At 61.3% G+C, this 17730-nt stretch carries 15 protein-coding genes; 14 read left to right on the top strand and 1 reads right to left on the bottom strand.

From position 1 onward, the window contains the following. The first annotated feature begins 461 nt into the window (after positions 1-461). The 13 genes from NTD80_RS03465 to nuoN all read left to right on the top strand — a co-directional run bounded on the left by NTD80_RS03465 (position 462) and on the right by nuoN (position 15399). Positions 462-875: an NADH-quinone oxidoreductase subunit A gene (locus NTD80_RS03465; protein WP_003219575.1), complete on the top strand. Its 414-nt coding sequence runs from the start codon at positions 462-464 to the stop codon at positions 873-875. 10 nt (positions 876-885) lie between these two features. Beyond that, positions 886-1560 (top strand): NuoB/complex I 20 kDa subunit family protein, encoded by a 675-nt coding sequence (locus NTD80_RS03460; RefSeq protein ID WP_003174719.1) that lies wholly within the window; start codon positions 886-888, stop codon positions 1558-1560. 72 nt (positions 1561-1632) lie between these two features. After that, on the top strand, positions 1633-3417 hold the full coding sequence (gene nuoC, locus NTD80_RS03455) for an NADH-quinone oxidoreductase subunit C/D (protein WP_025858969.1): 1785 nt from the start codon (positions 1633-1635) through the stop codon (positions 3415-3417). 2 nt (positions 3418-3419) lie between these two features. After that, positions 3420-3917, top strand: a complete 498-nt coding sequence (nuoE, locus tag NTD80_RS03450) for an NADH-quinone oxidoreductase subunit NuoE (RefSeq protein ID WP_003174721.1) — start codon at positions 3420-3422, stop codon at positions 3915-3917. After that, entirely contained in the window at positions 3914-5269 is a 1356-nt protein-coding gene (nuoF, locus tag NTD80_RS03445) for an NADH-quinone oxidoreductase subunit NuoF (RefSeq protein WP_099587018.1), read from the top strand. Before nuoE ends, nuoF begins: the two co-directional genes overlap by 4 nt. A 134-nt stretch (positions 5270-5403) precedes the next feature. Then, positions 5404-8118, top strand: coding sequence for an NADH-quinone oxidoreductase subunit NuoG (gene nuoG, locus NTD80_RS03440; RefSeq protein WP_262132156.1), 2715 nt, complete (start codon positions 5404-5406; stop codon positions 8116-8118). Beyond that, positions 8115-9122: an NADH-quinone oxidoreductase subunit NuoH gene (gene nuoH / locus NTD80_RS03435; protein WP_003219563.1), complete on the top strand. Its 1008-nt coding sequence runs from the start codon at positions 8115-8117 to the stop codon at positions 9120-9122. Before nuoG ends, nuoH begins: the two co-directional genes overlap by 4 nt. Before the next feature lie 11 nt (positions 9123-9133). After that, positions 9134-9682 (top strand): NADH-quinone oxidoreductase subunit NuoI, encoded by a 549-nt coding sequence (nuoI, locus tag NTD80_RS03430; protein ID WP_003174725.1) that lies wholly within the window; start codon positions 9134-9136, stop codon positions 9680-9682. Positions 9683-9691: 9 nt separating this feature from the next. Further along, positions 9692-10195 (top strand): NADH-quinone oxidoreductase subunit J, encoded by a 504-nt coding sequence (nuoJ, locus tag NTD80_RS03425; protein ID WP_065907526.1) that lies wholly within the window; start codon positions 9692-9694, stop codon positions 10193-10195. A 2-nt stretch (positions 10196-10197) separates the two neighbouring features. Further along, on the top strand, positions 10198-10506 hold the full coding sequence (nuoK, locus tag NTD80_RS03420) for an NADH-quinone oxidoreductase subunit NuoK (protein ID WP_003219560.1): 309 nt from the start codon (positions 10198-10200) through the stop codon (positions 10504-10506). Next, positions 10503-12356: an NADH-quinone oxidoreductase subunit L gene (gene nuoL, locus NTD80_RS03415; RefSeq protein ID WP_065907528.1), complete on the top strand. Its 1854-nt coding sequence runs from the start codon at positions 10503-10505 to the stop codon at positions 12354-12356. The genes nuoK and nuoL overlap by 4 nt, the downstream gene beginning before the upstream one ends. 39 nt (positions 12357-12395) lie before the next feature. After that, positions 12396-13928 (top strand): NADH-quinone oxidoreductase subunit M, encoded by a 1533-nt coding sequence (gene nuoM / locus NTD80_RS03410; protein WP_065907529.1) that lies wholly within the window; start codon positions 12396-12398, stop codon positions 13926-13928. Between the two features lie 7 nt (positions 13929-13935). Then, complete coding sequence (nuoN, locus tag NTD80_RS03405; protein ID WP_003192122.1) at positions 13936-15399, top strand: NADH-quinone oxidoreductase subunit NuoN; 1464 nt, start codon at positions 13936-13938, stop codon at positions 15397-15399. 90 nt (positions 15400-15489) lie between these two features. Here the strand turns inward: nuoN and NTD80_RS03400 are convergent, their stop codons facing one another. Next, a complete protein-coding gene (locus NTD80_RS03400; protein ID WP_262132155.1) occupies positions 15490-16527 on the bottom strand; it encodes an AraC family transcriptional regulator in 1038 nt (345 codons plus the stop codon). 204 nt (positions 16528-16731) lie between these two features. Between NTD80_RS03400 and NTD80_RS03395 the strand changes: the two genes are divergently transcribed. Further along, positions 16732-17673, top strand: coding sequence for a transporter (locus NTD80_RS03395; protein WP_262132153.1), 942 nt, complete (start codon positions 16732-16734; stop codon positions 17671-17673). Positions 17674-17730: the final 57 nt, after the last annotated feature.

The following is a 17730-nucleotide window of genomic DNA, read 5'->3' as shown; positions in this document are numbered from 1 at the left end:
TTCGCGGGCAAGCCCGGCTCCCACAGGGAATGCTGGCAACCTGGGGATTTTGCGCAAAACATTGATCCAGAGCGGTATTTACTCGACTCAAATCAGTTAAAAGATCCCCTCCACCAACTAGCACCACTCCAGCAAGTAACGGCAACTTCCCCCGCCACATGAGAAACAATCGCTTAAACCCCACGCAAACAATATTCATTATCATTTAGCGCATGAAAACTTCGTTACAGGTTAAACAAAACATAATTGGTGAAAAGCCCGCTAATGCCCACACCGCAAGGGCTGCAGCCCCACAAAGGTGCACTATGTCCTTATTCCATCGAATAATTTCGCTATAGGAATTTTACTTGCCCGGTGTTTAGCCATAAAATCACCGCGATTGATTGCAGTGCGACATATCGTCACTGCATCGTTACTTTTTCGAGCTCAGAGACCTTTGCTCTCTGTTAAGGATTTCCAGCATGACCGAAGCGACAGGACTCATGGCCCACAACTGGGGCTTTGCCATTTTCCTCCTCGGTGTTGTCGGCCTGTGCGCCTTCATGCTCGGCGTCTCCAGCCTCCTCGGGTCAAAAGCCTGGGGCCGCAGCAAAAACGAACCGTTCGAGTCCGGCATGCTCCCTACAGGTGGCGCCCGCTTGCGGCTCTCAGCCAAATTCTATCTGGTCGCGATGCTCTTCGTGATCTTCGACATCGAAGCCCTCTTTCTCTTTGCCTGGTCTGTGTCCGTCCGCGAAAGCGGCTGGACCGGATTCGTCGAAGCCCTCGTTTTCATAGCAATTCTGTTGGCAGGCCTTGTCTACCTATTCCGAGTGGGCGCCCTTGACTGGGCTCCGGAAGCTCGTCGTAAGCGGCAAGCGAAGCTGAAACAATGAGGCTTTGGCGATGCAATACAATCTCACCAGGATCGACCCGGATGCTCCTAACGAGCAGTACCCCATCGGCGAACGGGAAACCGTTTCCGACCCGTTAGAAGACCAAGTCCACAAAAACATCTACATGGGCAAGCTGGAAGACGTGCTTAGTGGCGCGGTCAACTGGGGGCGTAAAAACTCCCTGTGGCCGTACAACTTCGGTCTTTCGTGCTGCTACGTGGAAATGACCACCGCCTTCACGGCGCCCCACGACATCGCGCGCTTTGGCGCCGAAGTTATCCGGGCATCGCCGCGCCAGGCGGATTTCATGGTTATCGCCGGAACCTGCTTCATCAAGATGGCGCCGATCATTCAGCGTCTCTACGAGCAAATGCTCGAGCCGAAGTGGGTTATCTCCATGGGTTCGTGCGCCAACTCCGGTGGCATGTACGACATCTACTCCGTGGTTCAGGGGGTGGACAAGTTCCTGCCCGTGGACGTCTACGTGCCCGGCTGCCCGCCTCGCCCTGAAGCTTTCCTGCAAGGCTTGATGCTGTTGCAGGAGTCGATTGGCAAGGAGCGTCGCCCGCTTTCCTGGGTCGTCGGCGATCAAGGCGTGTACCGCGCCGAGATGCCTTCGCAAAAGGAACAGCGCCGCGAACAGCGAATCGCAGTCACCAACCTGCGCAGCCCCGACGAAGTCTGATCCAGCCCCGCTTCTTTTATAGAACGAAAACCTGGCTTCATTCTTTACGTTGACCGAAAGCGATAAAAAACCATGACTACAGGCAGTGCTCTGTACATCCCGCCTTATAAGGCAGACGACCAGGATGTGGTCGTCGAACTCAATAACCGTTTTGGCCCTGACGCCTTCACCGCCCAGGCCACACGCACCGGTATGCCGGTGCTGTGGGTGGCGCGTGCCAAGCTTGTCGAAGTCCTGACTTTCCTGCGCAACCTGCCCAAGCCGTACGTCATGCTCTATGACCTGCATGGCGTGGACGAGCGTCTGCGCACCAAGCGTCAGGGGCTGCCGAGCGGCGCCGACTTCACCGTGTTCTATCACCTGCTGTCGATCGAACGTAACAGCGACGTGATGATCAAGGTCGCCCTGTCCGAAAGCGACCTGAGCGTGCCGACCGTGACCGGTATCTGGCCGAACGCCAGCTGGTACGAGCGTGAAGTCTGGGACATGTTCGGGATCGACTTCCCGGGCCACCCGCACCTGACGCGCATCATGATGCCGCCGACCTGGGAAGGTCACCCGCTGCGCAAGGACTTCCCTGCGCGCGCCACCGAATTCGACCCGTTCAGCCTCAACCTCGCCAAGCAACAGCTTGAAGAAGAGGCTGCGCGTTTCCGTCCGGAAGACTGGGGCATGAAGCGCTCCGGCACCAACGAGGACTACATGTTCCTCAACCTGGGCCCGAACCACCCTTCGGCTCACGGTGCGTTCCGCATCATCCTGCAACTGGACGGCGAAGAAATCGTCGACTGCGTGCCGGACATCGGCTACCACCACCGTGGTGCCGAGAAGATGGCCGAGCGTCAGTCCTGGCACAGCTTCATCCCGTACACCGACCGTATCGACTACCTCGGCGGCGTGATGAACAACCTGCCGTACGTGCTCTCGGTCGAGAAGCTGGCCGGCATCAAGGTCCCGGACCGCGTCGACACCATCCGCATCATGATGGCCGAGTTCTTCCGGATCACCAGCCACCTGCTGTTCCTGGGTACCTATATCCAGGACGTCGGCGCCATGACCCCGGTGTTCTTCACCTTCACTGACCGTCAGCGCGCCTACAAGGTCATCGAAGCCATCACCGGCTTCCGCCTGCACCCGGCCTGGTACCGCATCGGCGGTGTCGCCCATGACCTGCCTAACGGCTGGGAACGCCTGGTCAAGGAATTCATCGACTGGATGCCCAAGCGTCTGGACGAGTACCAGAAAGCCGCGCTGGACAACAGCATCCTCAAGGGCCGCACCATCGGCGTCGCCCAGTACAACACCAAGGAAGCCCTGGAATGGGGCGTCACCGGTGCTGGCCTGCGCTCCACCGGTTGCGATTTCGACCTGCGTAAAGCGCGCCCGTACTCCGGCTACGAGAACTTCGAATTCGAAGTCCCGCTGGCGGCCAATGGCGATGCCTACGACCGTTGCATCGTGCGCGTCGAAGAAATGCGCCAGAGCCTGAAGATTATCGAGCAGTGCATGCGCAACATGCCGGCCGGCCCGTATAAAGCGGATCACCCGCTGACCACGCCGCCGCCGAAAGAGCGCACGCTGCAGCACATCGAAACCCTGATCACGCACTTCCTGCAAGTTTCGTGGGGCCCGGTGATGCCGGCCAACGAATCCTTCCAGATGATCGAAGCGACCAAGGGTATCAACAGTTATTACCTGACGAGCGATGGCGGCACCATGAGCTACCGCACCCGGATTCGTACCCCAAGCTTCGCGCACTTGCAGCAGATCCCTTCGGTGATCAAAGGCGAGATGGTCGCGGACTTGATTGCGTACCTGGGTAGTATCGATTTCGTTATGGCCGACGTGGACCGCTAAGCATGAACAGCACGCTTATCCAGACAGACCGTTTCACCCTCAGTGAAACCGAGCGCTCGGCCATCGAGCACGAGCTGCATCACTACGAAGACCCGCGCGCGGCGTCGATCGAAGCCTTGAAGATCGTCCAGAAGGAACGTGGCTGGGTGCCGGACGGCGCCCTCTACGCCATCGGCGAGATCCTCGGCATCCCGGCCAGTGATGTTGAAGGTGTGGCAACGTTCTACAGCCAGATCTTCCGCCAGCCCGTGGGCCGCCACATCATTCGCGTGTGCGACAGCATGGTCTGCTACATCGGTGGCCACGAGTCGGTGGTCAGCGAAATCCAGAACAAGCTGGGCATCGGCCTTGGCCAAACCACCCCGGACGGCCGCTTCACGCTGCTGCCGGTGTGCTGCCTGGGCAACTGCGACAAGGCGCCGGCGTTGATGATCGACGACGACACATTCGGTGACGTGCAGCCTGCTGGCGTGACCCAATTGCTCGAGGGCTACCCATGACCCTTACATCTTTCGGCCCGGCCAACCTGATCAAGCGTTCGCCTGAGACCCACCCACTGACCTGGCGCCTGCGTGACGATGCCGAGCCGGTATGGCTCGACGAGTACCAGGCCAAGAACGGCTACGCCGCTGCGCGCAAAGCCTTCGCCGACATGGCCCAGGACGATATCGTCCAGACCGTGAAAGACGCCGGCCTCAAAGGTCGCGGCGGTGCAGGCTTCCCCACTGGCGTGAAGTGGGGCCTGATGCCCAAGGACGAATCCATCAACATCCGCTACCTGCTGTGCAACGCGGATGAAATGGAGCCGAACACCTGGAAAGACCGCATGCTGATGGAGCAACTGCCCCATCTGCTGATCGAAGGCATGCTGATCAGCGCCCGCGCGCTGAAAACCTACCGGGGCTACATCTTCCTGCGTGGCGAATACACCACCGCCGCCAAGCACCTCAACCGTGCCGTGGCAGAAGCCAAGGCCGCCGGCCTCTTGGGCAAGAACATCCTCGGTTCGGGTTTTGACTTCGAACTGTTCGTGCACACCGGCGCCGGGCGTTACATCTGCGGTGAAGAAACCGCACTGATCAACTCCCTCGAAGGCCGCCGCGCCAACCCGCGCTCCAAGCCGCCCTTCCCTGCCGCCGTGGGCGTGTGGGGCAAGCCGACCTGCGTGAACAACGTCGAGACCCTGTGCAACGTGCCGGCGATCATCGCCGACGGCGTCGACTGGTACAAATCGTTGGCCCGCGAAGGCAGCGAAGACATGGGCACCAAGCTCATGGGCTTCTCCGGCAAGGTCAAGAACCCGGGCCTGTGGGAGCTGCCTTTCGGCGTGACCGCCCGCGAGCTGTTCGAGGACTACGCCGGCGGCATGCGCGACGGCTACACCTTGAAAGCCTGGCAGCCAGGCGGTGCCGGTACCGGCTTCCTGTTGCCCGAGCACCTCGACGCACAGATGTATGCCGGCGGCATCGGCAAGGTGGGCACCCGGATGGGTACCGGCCTGGCGATGGCGGTGGACAACACCGTGAACATGGTCTCGCTGCTGCGCAACATGGAGCAGTTCTTTGCCCGTGAATCGTGCGGTTTCTGCACCCCATGCCGCGACGGTCTGCCGTGGAGCGTCAAGCTGCTGATGGCCCTGGAAAACGGCGAAGGCCGCGAGGGTGACATCGAGACCCTGCTGGGTCTGGTCGGTTTCCTCGGCCCAGGCAAGACCTTCTGTGCTCACGCACCGGGCGCCGTGGAGCCATTGGGCAGCGCAATCAAATACTTCCGCTCGGAGTTCGAAGCCGGCATCGCGCCTACCAGCGCCGCCGTCCCGCCTCTGGCGAGGCCGATCGTAGTCGGCGCGTAACGCTTAAAGAGCGAAGGGTCCGTGCCCTTCGCTTTCTCATGTGCTGACGCCGTCAAGGCTGTGTAGATGCACATGAATAACAAGATTCCATTAGCCACGCCCGCTGACAACGGGCCAACGAAGAACTTTGAACCATGGCCACTATCCACGTAGACGGCAAAGCGCTCGAAGTCGATGGGGCGGACAACCTGTTACAGGCGTGTCTGTCACTAGGCCTCGACATCCCTTATTTCTGCTGGCACCCCGCGCTTGGTAGCGTCGGTGCCTGTCGCCAGTGTGCGGTCAAGCAATACACCGACGAGAACGACACCCGTGGTCGTATCGTCATGTCCTGCATGACCCCAGCCACCGACAACACCTGGATTTCCATCGACGATGATGAATCCAAGGCGTTCCGCGCCAGTGTTGTCGAATGGCTGATGACCAACCACCCCCACGACTGCCCGGTCTGTGAGGAAGGCGGTCACTGCCACCTGCAAGACATGACGGTGATGACCGGCCACAACGAGCGTCGTTATCGCTTCACCAAGCGTACCCACCAGAACCAGGACCTCGGCCCGTTCATTTCCCACGAGATGAACCGCTGCATCGCCTGCTATCGCTGCGTGCGCTTCTATAAAGACTACGCCGGCGGCACCGACCTGGGCGTCTTCGGCGCCCACGACAACGTGTACTTCGGTCGCGTTGAAGACGGCGTGCTCGAAAGCGAGTTCTCCGGCAACCTCACCGAGGTCTGCCCGACCGGTGTGTTCACCGACAAGACTCACTCCGAGCGCTACAACCGTAAATGGGACATGCAGTTCTCGCCGAGCATCTGCCATGGCTGCTCCAGCGGTTGCAACATCTCCCCGGGCGAGCGCTACGGCGAACTGCGTCGGATCGAAAACCGCTTCAACGGTTCGGTCAACCAGTACTTCCTGTGTGACCGTGGCCGCTTCGGCTATGGCTACGTCAACCGCGAAGACCGCCCACGCCAGCCGCTGCTGGCCGGTGGCGCGAAGCTGAGCCTGGACGCGGCGCTGGATAAAGCCGCCGACCTGCTGCGCGGGCGCAACATCGTCGGTATCGGTTCGCCACGCGCCAGCCTCGAAAGCAACTACGCGTTGCGCGAGCTGGTCGGTGCCGAGCACTTCTACTCCGGTATCGAAGCCGGTGAACTGGAGCGCATCCGCCTGGTGCTGCAAGTGCTGAACGACAGCCCGCTGCCCGTGCCGAACATGCGCGACATCGAAGACCACGACGCCATCTTCGTGCTCGGTGAAGACCTGACCCAGACCGCTGCTCGCATCGCCCTGTCGCTGCGCCAGTCGGTCAAGGGCAAGGCTGAAGACATGGCCGAGGCCATGCGCGTACAGCCATGGCTCGACGCCGCCGTGAAAAACATCGGCCAGCACGCGCTGAACCCGCTGTTTATCGCCAGCCTGGCTGAAACCAAGCTCGACGACATCGCCGAAGAATGCGTACACGCAGCCCCCGACGACCTGGCCCGCATCGGTTTCGCCGTGGCCCACGCCCTTGACGCCAGCGCGCCTGCCGTCGACGGCCTGGACACTGAAGCCGTCGAACTGGCCCAGCGCATCGCCGACGCCCTGCTCGCGGCCAAGCGCCCGTTGATCATTGCCGGTACCTCGCTGGGTTCCAAGGCGCTGATCGAGGCGGCTGCCAACATCGCCAAGGCCCTGAAGCTGCGCGACAAGAACGGTTCCATCAGCCTCGTCGTGCCGGAAGCCAACAGCCTTGGCCTGGCCATGCTCGGTGGCGAATCGCTGGACGCGGCGCTGCAAACCGTGATCGACGGCAACGCCGACGCGATCGTGGTGCTGGAAAACGACCTGTACACCCGCACCGATGCCGCCAAAGTTGACGCTGCGCTCGACGCCGCCAAGGTGCTGATCGTTGCCGACCACCAGAAGACCGCTACCAGCGACCGTGCCGACCTGGTTCTGCCAGCCGCCACCTTCGCCGAAGGCGACGGCACCCTGGTCAGCCAGGAAGGCCGCGCCCAGCGCTTCTTCCAGGTGTTCGATCCGAAGTACATGGACGCCAGCATCCTGGTTCACGAAGGCTGGCGCTGGCTGCATGCCCTGCGTGCGACCCTGCTGAACCAGCCGATCGACTGGACCCAGCTCGACCACGTCACCGCTGCTGCCGCCGCAAGCGCACCGCAGCTGGCACGTATCGTCGATGCTGCACCGTCCGCCTCGTTCCGCATCAAGGGCTTGAAACTGGCCCGCGAACCGCTGCGTTACTCCGGTCGTACCGCCATGCGCGCTGACATCAGCGTGCACGAGCCGCGTACCCCGCAAGACCCGGACACCGCGTTTGCCTTTTCCATGGAAGGTTACTCGGGTTCGGTCGAGCCGCGTCAGCAAGTGCCATTTGCCTGGTCGCCGGGCTGGAACTCGCCGCAGGCCTGGAACAAGTTCCAGGACGAAGTCGGTGGTCACATCCGTGCTGGCGACCCGGGCACCCGCCTGATCGAAAGCACGGGTGATTCGCTGAACTGGTTCGCCGCGGTACCGCGTCCGTTCAACCCGGCCCAGGGCACCTGGCAGGTTGTGCCGTTCTTCCACCTGTTCGGCAGTGAAGAAACCTCTTCCAAAGCCGCGCCGGTACAAGAACGCATTCCAGCCGCCTATGTGTCCGTGGCCAAGTCCGAAGCCGACCGCCTGGGCGTCAACGACGGCGCCCTGCTCAGCCTCAGCGTGGCTGGCCAGACCCTGTGCCTGCCGCTGCGCATCAACGAAGAGTTGGGTGCCGGCCTGGTTGCACTGCCCAAAGGCTTCGCCGGTATTCCAGCGGCGATCTTTGGCAAAACCGTTGACGGTCTGCAGGAGGCAGCGCAATGACATGGTTCACCCCTGAAGTGATCGACGTGATCATCGCGGTCGTCAAGGCCATCGTGATCCTGTTGGCCGTGGTCGTCGCGGGCGCCCTGCTCAGCTTCGTCGAACGTCGCCTGTTGGGCTGGTGGCAGGACCGTTATGGTCCGAACCGCGTTGGCCCATTCGGTATGTTCCAGATCGCCGCCGACATGCTGAAAATGTTCTTCAAGGAAGACTGGACCCCGCCGTTTGCCGACAAGGTGATCTTCACCCTGGCACCCGTCGTGGCCATGAGCGCCTTGCTGATCGCCTTCGCGATCATCCCGATCACCCCGACCTGGGGCGTCGCGGACCTGAACATCGGCTTGCTGTTCTTCTTCGCCATGGCCGGCCTGTCGGTCTACGCGGTGCTGTTCGCCGGTTGGTCGAGCAACAACAAGTTCGCCCTGCTGGGCAGCTTGCGGGCCTCGGCCCAGACCGTCTCCTACGAAGTGTTCATGGGCCTCGCGCTGATGGGCATCGTGGTGCAGGTCGGCTCGTTCAACATGCGCGACATCGTCGAGTACCAGGCGCAGAACCTGTGGTTCATCATTCCGCAGTTCTTCGGCTTCTGTACCTTCTTCATCGCTGGCGTGGCCGTGACTCACCGTCACCCGTTCGACCAGCCGGAAGCGGAACAGGAACTGGCCGACGGTTACCACATTGAATACGCCGGCATGAAATGGGGCATGTTCTTCGTCGGTGAGTACATCGGCATCATCTTGATCTCGGCCCTGCTGGTCACGCTGTTCTTCGGCGGCTGGCACGGTCCGTTCGGCATCCTGCCGCAGTTGGCGTTCTTCTGGTTCTTCCTGAAGACCGCGTTCTTCATCATGTTGTTTATCCTGCTGCGCGCTTCCATCCCGCGTCCACGGTATGACCAGGTGATGGATTTCAGCTGGCGTTTCTGCCTGCCGCTGACCCTGATCAATTTGCTGGTGACGGCTGCCGTTGTGTTGTTGAACACGCCAGCCGGCGCGGTTCAGTGAGGATTTGACCCATGTTCAAATATATTGGCGACATCGTTAAGGGTACCGGTACCCAGTTGCGAAGCCTGGTGATGGTTTTCGGCCATGGCTTCCGCAAACGCGACACCCTGCAATACCCGGAAGAAGCGGTGTACCTGCCGCCGCGCTATCGCGGCCGCATCGTGCTGACTCGTGACCCCGATGGCGAGGAGCGTTGCGTAGCCTGCAACCTGTGCGCCGTGGCGTGCCCGGTGGGTTGCATCTCCCTGCAGAAAGCTGAAACCGAAGACGGTCGCTGGTACCCGGACTTCTTCCGCATCAACTTCTCGCGCTGCATTTTCTGCGGCCTCTGCGAGGAAGCTTGCCCGACCACCGCAATCCAGCTGACACCGGATTTCGAGATGGCCGAGTTCAAACGTCAGGACCTGGTGTACGAGAAAGAAGATCTGCTGATCTCTGGTCCCGGTAAAAACCCTGATTACAACTTCTATCGTGTTGCAGGTATGGCCGTTGCCGGTAAGCCGAAAGGCGCCGCACAAAACGAAGCCGAGCCGATCAACGTGAAGAGCTTGCTGCCTTAAGGAAGAAAGATGGAATTCGCTTTCTATTTCGCATCGGGTATTGCAGTGGTGTCCACGCTTCGCGTGATCACCAACACCAACCCCGTGCACGCCCTGCTCTACCTGATCATTTCGCTGATCGCCGTGGCCATGACCTTCTTCAGCCTCGGCGCACCGTTCGCCGGTGTACTGGAAGTGATTGCCTACGCCGGCGCCATCATGGTGCTGTTCGTGTTTGTGGTGATGATGCTCAACCTGGGGCCGGCCTCGGTCGCCCAGGAACGCGTCTGGCTCAAGCCCGGCATCTGGCTCGGCCCGGTGATCCTGGCAGCCCTGCTGCTGGCTGAACTGCTGTATGTGCTGTTCGCTCACCAGAGCGGCCAGGCCATCGGCCACACCACCGTGGACGCGAAAGCCGTGGGCGTCAGCCTGTTCGGCCCGTACCTGCTGGTGGTCGAACTGGCTTCGATGCTGCTGCTCGCTGCAGCCATCACTGCCTTCCACTTGGGCCGCAACGAAGCCAAGGAGCAATGACGATGCCTGCTATCCCTTTGGAGCATGGTCTGGCGGTTGCCGGCATCCTGTTCTGCCTTGGCCTGGTCGGCCTGATGGTCCGCCGTAACATTCTGTTCGTGTTGATGAGCCTGGAAATCATGATGAACGCCGCTGCACTGGCATTCATCGTGGCCGGTAGCCGTTGGGGCCAGCCGGATGGACAAGTGATGTTCATCCTGGTGATCAGCCTGGCAGCCGCCGAGGCCAGTATCGGCCTGGCGATCCTGCTGCAGCTGTATCGTCGCTTCCACACGCTTGATATCGACGCTGCCAGTGAGATGCGCGGATGAACATGATCTTTCTGACTTTCGTATTTCCCCTGATCGGTTTCCTGCTGCTGTCGTTCTCCCGTGGACGCTGGTCGGAAAACCTGTCTGCCCTGATCGGCGTGGGTTCCATTGGCCTGTCGGCGATTGTCGCCGCCTACGTCATCTGGCAATTCAACGTGGCACCGCCGGAAGGCGGCCACTACACCCTGGTGCTGTGGCAGTGGATGTCGGTGGAGGGCTTCAAGCCCAACTTCGCCCTCTACATCGACGGCCTGTCGATCACCATGCTCGGCGTGGTCGTCGGCGTGGGCTTCCTGATCCACCTGTTCGCGTCCTGGTACATGCGCGGTGAAGCCGGTTACTCGCGCTTCTTCTCGTACACCAACCTGTTTATCGCCAGCATGCTGTTCCTGGTGCTCGGCGATAACCTGTTGTTCCTGTACTTCGGCTGGGAAGGCGTGGGCCTGTGCTCGTACCTGTTGATCGGTTTCTACTACAGCAACCGCAACAACGGTAACGCGGCACTCAAGGCCTTTATCGTGACCCGGATCGGCGACGTGTTCATGGCCATCGGCCTGTTCATCCTGTTCCAACAGGTGGGCACGCTGAACATCCAGGAATTGCTGGTGCTGGCACCGCAGAAATTCCAGGTCGGCGACTTCTGGATCACCCTGGCGACCCTGATGCTGCTGGGCGGCGCCGTAGGTAAATCGGCGCAACTGCCGCTGCAAACCTGGCTGGCGGATGCCATGGCCGGTCCTACCCCGGTTTCCGCACTGATTCACGCGGCAACCATGGTGACCGCCGGTGTCTACCTGATCGCACGTACCCATGGCCTGTTCACCCTGGCGCCGGAAATCCTGCACCTGGTGGGCCTGGTCGGCGGCGTGACCCTGGTACTGGCCGGCTTCGCCGCGCTGGTGCAGACCGACATCAAGCGCATCCTCGCCTACTCGACCATGAGCCAGATCGGCTACATGTTCCTGGCCCTGGGCGTCGGTGCCTGGGACGCGGCGATCTTCCACCTGATGACCCACGCCTTCTTTAAAGCCCTGCTGTTCCTTGCTTCCGGTGCGGTGATCGTTGCCTGCCACCACGAGCAGAACATCTTCAAGATGGGCGGCCTGTGGAAGAAACTGCCACTGGCCTACGCCAGCTTCATCGTCGGTGGTGCCGCACTCGCAGCCCTGCCACTGGTGACCGCAGGTTTCTACTCGAAAGACGAAATCCTCTGGGAAGCCTTTGCCAGCGGTAACCAGAACCTGCTGTACGCAGGCCTGGTCGGTGCCTTCATGACCTCGCTGTACACCTTCCGCCTGATCTTCATCACCTTCCACGGTGAAGCCAAGACCGAAGCACACGCAGGCCACGGCATTTCCCACTGGTTGCCACTGTCGGTGCTGATCATCCTGTCGACCTTCATCGGCGCCATGATCACTCCGCCACTGGCCGGCGTCCTGCCGGAAAGCGCTGGCCATGCCGGCGGTGCTGCCAAGCACAGCCTGGAGATCGCCTCGGGCGCCATCGCCATCGCCGGTATCCTGCTGGCCGCGCTGCTGTTCCTCGGCAAGCGCCGCTTCGTCACGGCCGTTGCCAACAGTGGCATTGGCCGCTTCCTTTCGGCCTGGTGGTTCGCCGCCTGGGGCTTCGACTGGATCTACGACAAACTGTTCGTCAAGCCCTACCTCGCCATCAGCCATGTACTGCGCAAAGACCCGCTCGACCAGACCATCGGTTTGATCCCGCGCGCCGCCAAGGGTGGTCACACTGCCCTGAGCCGCAGCGAGACTGGCCAATTGCGTTGGTATGCAGCTTCCATGGCGGCTGGTGCCGTCCTGGTGATCGGCGCCATTGTTGTGGTAGCGGTCTGATATGAACTTTGCGAACTTGCGAAAGGAAACGAGCCCGTCATGATTCTGCCCTGGCTAATCCTGATCCCCTTTATCGGCGGCCTGCTCTGCTGGATGGGTGAACGCTTCGGCGCCACCCTCCCCCGCTGGATTGCGTTGCTGACCATGTCCCTGGAACTCGCTCTCGGCCTTTGGCTGTGGGCCCACGGCGACTATTCATTTGCTCCGGCGCCTGGCGCCGATCCGACCTGGGCGCTTGAGTTCAAGCACGTCTGGATCCAGCGCTTCGGCATCAACGTGCACCTGGCCCTCGACGGCCTGTCGCTGTTGATGATCCTGCTGACCGGCCTGCTGGGTATCCTCTCGGTACTCTGCTCCTGGAAAGAGATTCAGCGTCACGTGGGCTTCTTCCACCTGAACCTGATGTGGATCCTGGGCGGTGTGGTCGGCGTGTTCCTCGCCCTCGACCTGTTCATGTTCTTCTTCTTCTGGGAAATGATGCTGGTGCCGATGTACTTCCTCATCGCGCTCTGGGGGCACAGTTCTTCGGACGGCAAGAAAACCCGGATCTACGCGGCGACCAAGTTCTTCATCTTCACCCAGGCTTCCGGCCTGATCATGTTGGTGGCGATCCTGGGCCTGGTACTGGTCAACTTCAACAACACCGGCGTGATTACCTTCAACTACGCCGACCTGTTGAAAACCAAGATGTCGCTGACCACCGAGTACATCCTGATGCTGGGCTTCTTCATCGCTTTCGCGGTGAAGCTGCCGGTGGTGCCGTTCCACTCCTGGCTGCCGGATGCGCACGCCCAGGCGCCAACCGCAGGTTCTGTGGACTTGGCCGGTATCCTGCTGAAGACCGCTGCTTATGGCCTGCTGCGTTTCGCCCTGCCGCTGTTCCCGAATGCCTCGGCCGAGTTTGCGCCGATCGCCATGACCCTGGGTCTGATCGGGATCTTCTACGGTGCATTCCTGGCCTTCGCACAAACCGACATCAAGCGCCTGATCGCCTTCTCGTCCGTTTCCCACATGGGCTTCGTACTGATCGGCATCTACTCCGGCAGCCAACTGGCGCTGCAAGGCGCAGTGATCCAAATGTTGGCCCACGGTGTTTCGGCCGCTGCCCTGTTTATCCTGAGTGGCCAGCTGTATGAGCGCCTGCACACCCGTGACATGCGGGAGATGGGTGGCGTGTGGTCGCGCATCGCGTACCTGCCGGCGATCAGCCTGTTCTTCGCCGCCGCGTCCCTGGGCTTGCCGGGTACCGGTAACTTCATCGGCGAGTTCCTGATCCTGATGGGGTCGTTCGTCCAGACGCCTTGGATCAGTGCCATCGCGACGTCCGGCCTGGTGTTCGGTTCGGTCTACTCGCTGATCATGATCCACCGCGCGTACTTCGGCCCGGCCAAGTCCGACACCGTCCTGCAAGGGATGGATGCTCGCGAACTGATCATGGTGCTCGGCCTTGCGGTACTGCTGATCTACATCGGCGTGTACCCGCAACCGTTCCTGGACACTTCTGCCGCAACGATGCATGGCGTGCAGCAGTGGTTCGGCACCGCCTTCTCTCAACTCGCTTCGGCCCGGTAAGAGCGCTATGGAATTCACGATCCAACACTTTATCGCGCTTGCGCCGCTGCTGATCACCAGCCTCACCATCGTGGTGGTGATGCTGGCGATCGCCTGGCGCCGCAATCACTCGCAAACGTTCCTGCTGTCCTGTGCCGGTTTGAACCTGGCCCTGCTGTCGATCATCCCGGCCCTCAAGGTCGCGCCACTGGCGGTCACCCCGCTGATGATGGTCGATGACTTCGCGCTGCTGTATATCGCGTTGATCCTGGTGGCGACACTGGCCTGCGTCACCCTCGCCCACGCCTACCTCGGCGAAGGCGGCACCGGCTACCCAGGCAACAAGGAAGAGCTGTACCTGCTGATCCTGCTGGCTGCGGCCGGCGGTATCGTGCTGGTCAGCGCGCAGCACCTGGCTGGCTTGTTCATCGGCCTGGAACTGCTGTCGATCCCGACCTACGGCCTGGTCGCCTACGCCTTCTTCAACAAGCGCTCCCTGGAAGCCGGCATCAAGTACATGGTGCTGTCGGCGGCCGGTTCCGCGTTCCTGTTGTTCGGCATGGCCCTGCTCTACGCCGAAGCCGGCAGCCTGAGCTTCACCGGTATCGGCCACGCCCTGGCCGCCACCAACAGCCCGGCGCCGATTGCCCAGTTGGGCCTGGCGATGATGCTGATCGGCCTGGCGTTCAAGCTATCGCTGGTGCCGTTCCACCTGTGGACCCCGGACGTGTACGAAGGCGCCCCGGCGCCAGTGGCCGCGTTCCTGGCGACCGCGTCGAAAGTGGCGGTGTTTGCGGTGATGGTGCGTCTGTTCCAGATCTCGCCAGCGGCCAACACCGGGGTGCTGAGCAACGTGCTGACCGTGATCGCCATCGCGTCGATCCTGTTCGGTAACCTGCTGGCCCTGACCCAGAATAACCTCAAGCGTCTGCTCGGTTACTCGTCCATCGCCCACTTCGGCTATCTGCTGATCGCCCTGGTGGCGAGCAAAGGCCTGGCCGTGGAAGCCATCGGCGTGTACCTGGTCACCTACGTGATCACCAGCCTCGGCGCGTTCGGCGTGATTACCCTGATGTCCTCGCCGTACAAAGGCCGTGACGCCGACGCCCTGTACGAATACCGCGGCCTGTTCTGGCGCCGTCCGTACCTGACCGCCGTACTGACCGTGATGATGTTGTCCCTGGCCGGTATCCCGCTGACTGCAGGTTTCATCGGCAAGTTCTACATTGTCGCTACCGGTGTCGAAGCCCACGAATGGTGGCTGGTTGCCTCGCTGGTGCTGGGCAGCGCCATTGGCGTGTTCTACTACCTGCGCGTGATGGTCACCCTGTACCTGATCGAGCCAAACCTGCGCCGTGTGGACGCCGAGCTGCATTGGGAACAGAAGGCAGGCGGCGTGATGCTGCTGGCCATCGCCCTGCTCGCGTTCTTCCTGGGCGTGTACCCACAACCGTTGCTCACCCTGGTGCAGCACGCGGTACTGGGCGTTTGATCGCTTAGCAGGATGCAGTCAACAAAAACGGCACCTTCGGGTGCCGTTTTTGCGTTCTGGGCAATCGCCAGGCAAAGGTTACGCGACAGACTACGCCGCCCCTCCCCCGTCACCGCGAAACGCACTGGGGCTCACCCCCGTCCAGCGCTTGAACGCCCGCCGAAAACTGCGCACATCGCTGTAGCCGACTTCCTCGGTGATGCGCTCGATAGACAACCCCGGATTGCCCAGCAGCCCCATGGTCCGGGCGCGACGAACCTGCTCCAGCAAGGCCTCGAAGGTCAGCCCGTGTTCGGTCAGGCGCCGACGCAGGGTACGCCCGCTCATGTTCAGGTCACTCGCGACCTTCTCCAAGTGGCTGCCCTGCAAGTCGCGGGAAATTGCGCGCTCCACCGCCTGGATCAGGTCCATCTTCTGGTGCAACTGGGCACTCTCCAGCTCCAGCAACTCCAGGGCCTGGCGCAGCGCCAGGGCATGGTGATTGGGCAGACGCACATCCAGCCAATGGGGCGCCAGCACCATGCGGTTGTGCAGGCAGCCAAAACGCACATCGGCGCCAAACAGCTGCGGGTACTGCGCCGCATAAGGCGGTGCGGCATGCACGAACTCCACGCGCAGCGGCATGAACTCAGCCCCCACGAGCGCGCGGCCGTACACCATCAGGCTGGCGAAGAACTCCTCGGCGGCAAACACCTGGACCTCGGCATACGGCAGCAGGCACTCGACGTCGATAAACACCTCGTGGGGCCCTTCATGCGTGCGGGTGGTGGCGATGCCCCCGGAGGTGTGCTGATGGCGCTCGCCGATGGCAAACGCATCGCGCAAGGTCTTGCACAAGGAAATCACGTGGCCGAGCAAGCCGAGGGTGCCGAGCACATTCTGATGGCCCACCCACAGCCCCAGGCCCTGGTCGGGCAACATCCTCAGCGCACGCTGGATCATCGCCACCGCCTGGCGATAGGAAATGCGTTGGGCCGGGTCATCCAGGTCAGCCAGGGTGAACCCCAGGCCACGGCACAGGGCCTCGGCATTGGCGCCTTTCTGCGCCACCACCTGCCCGAGCGTCTGCAACAGGAACGGCGACACAAGCGCCAACTCGAAGTGCGGGTCTACGGCTTTCCTTTGCATGGCTCACGGGTTCCTGACTGAGTGCTTCAGTTCTTGTTTTGGAAACATCCTGTTAATCATAGGCGCTTGCAAGAGCCGCTGCACCATGAGTGAAAACTGTCCGGCAAAGTCCCCCTATCTGGCCGCCAAAACCCTGCCCTGCCGGGCGTCCAGGGCTTATTTCTATGGGCCAGCGGTGCCCTAACAATAATAAAGAGGCCAGACATGAACCCCACCCGTGCGTTTCACCCACTGCCGTTCGCCCTGTTGAGCCTGATCAGCCTGCCGGCCCTGGCCACCGAAGGCGGTGTCGACAACATCGGCCCCGGCACTGACGGTTTCTACATCCTGCCCCTGGATGTGAACAACCTGCCGGACCATATGTTCGCCTTCAACCTGTACTACAACCACTACGAAGCGCGGAAATTGGACATCAGCTCCCTGGGCGGCAAGGTGCCGGACGTGCGCATCAAGTCCGACGCGATCATCCCGCGCCTGGACTACCTGAGCCCGGTGCGCATTTTCGGCGGGCGCCTGGGCGGCTACATTGCCCAGCCCTACCTCAAGCAACAGGTGGCGCTGTTCGGTATGTCGGACCAGCGCGAAAGCATGGGCGACACCACGGTGGCGCCGATCATCCTGTGGGACATGGGCCCCCGCCTGACCTTGGCCACCGCCGTGGAGATCACACTGCCCACCGGCGAATACGACGCCTCGCGTTTGGCCAACACCAGCAACAATTTCTACACCTATAAACCGTTGGTCTCGGCGACCTGGATGCCTGACGATCGCACTGAACTGTCGATCAAGGCTACTTACAGCTTCAACAAGGAAAATCACGACACCGACTACCGCTCCGGGCAGATTTTTCACTTCGATTATTCGGCCAGCTACAAGGTCACTGACAACCTGAGCCTGGGGATGAATGGTTACTACCTCAAGCAGACTACCGACGATAAGCAGTACGGGCACACTGTGGTGAATATCTTTGGTGAGGAGGTGAACGACGGGGTGCGCGGACAGGTTTTTGCGGTGGGCCCGGCGGTGTATTTCACCTTTCTCAAGTACGCCAGCGCAGAGGTGCGGTGGGCCAAGGAGTTTGATGTGGAGAATCGGCCGGAGGGGGATATGTTGTGGGCCAAGGTGACGATTCCGTTTGCTTTGTGAGGGGTGGTGTACATATCCGATGTTGCGGTAATGGCTGACATTGGTTCCGCTCTTACA

This window comes from Pseudomonas sp. 13B_2.1_Bac1 (assembly GCF_025466155.1).
Classification (GTDB): Bacteria; Pseudomonadota; Gammaproteobacteria; order Pseudomonadales; family Pseudomonadaceae; genus Aquipseudomonas; species Aquipseudomonas aylmerensis.
The sequence above is the reverse complement of the archived record's forward strand: the minus strand, read 5'-3'. Positions and strand labels throughout refer to the sequence as shown.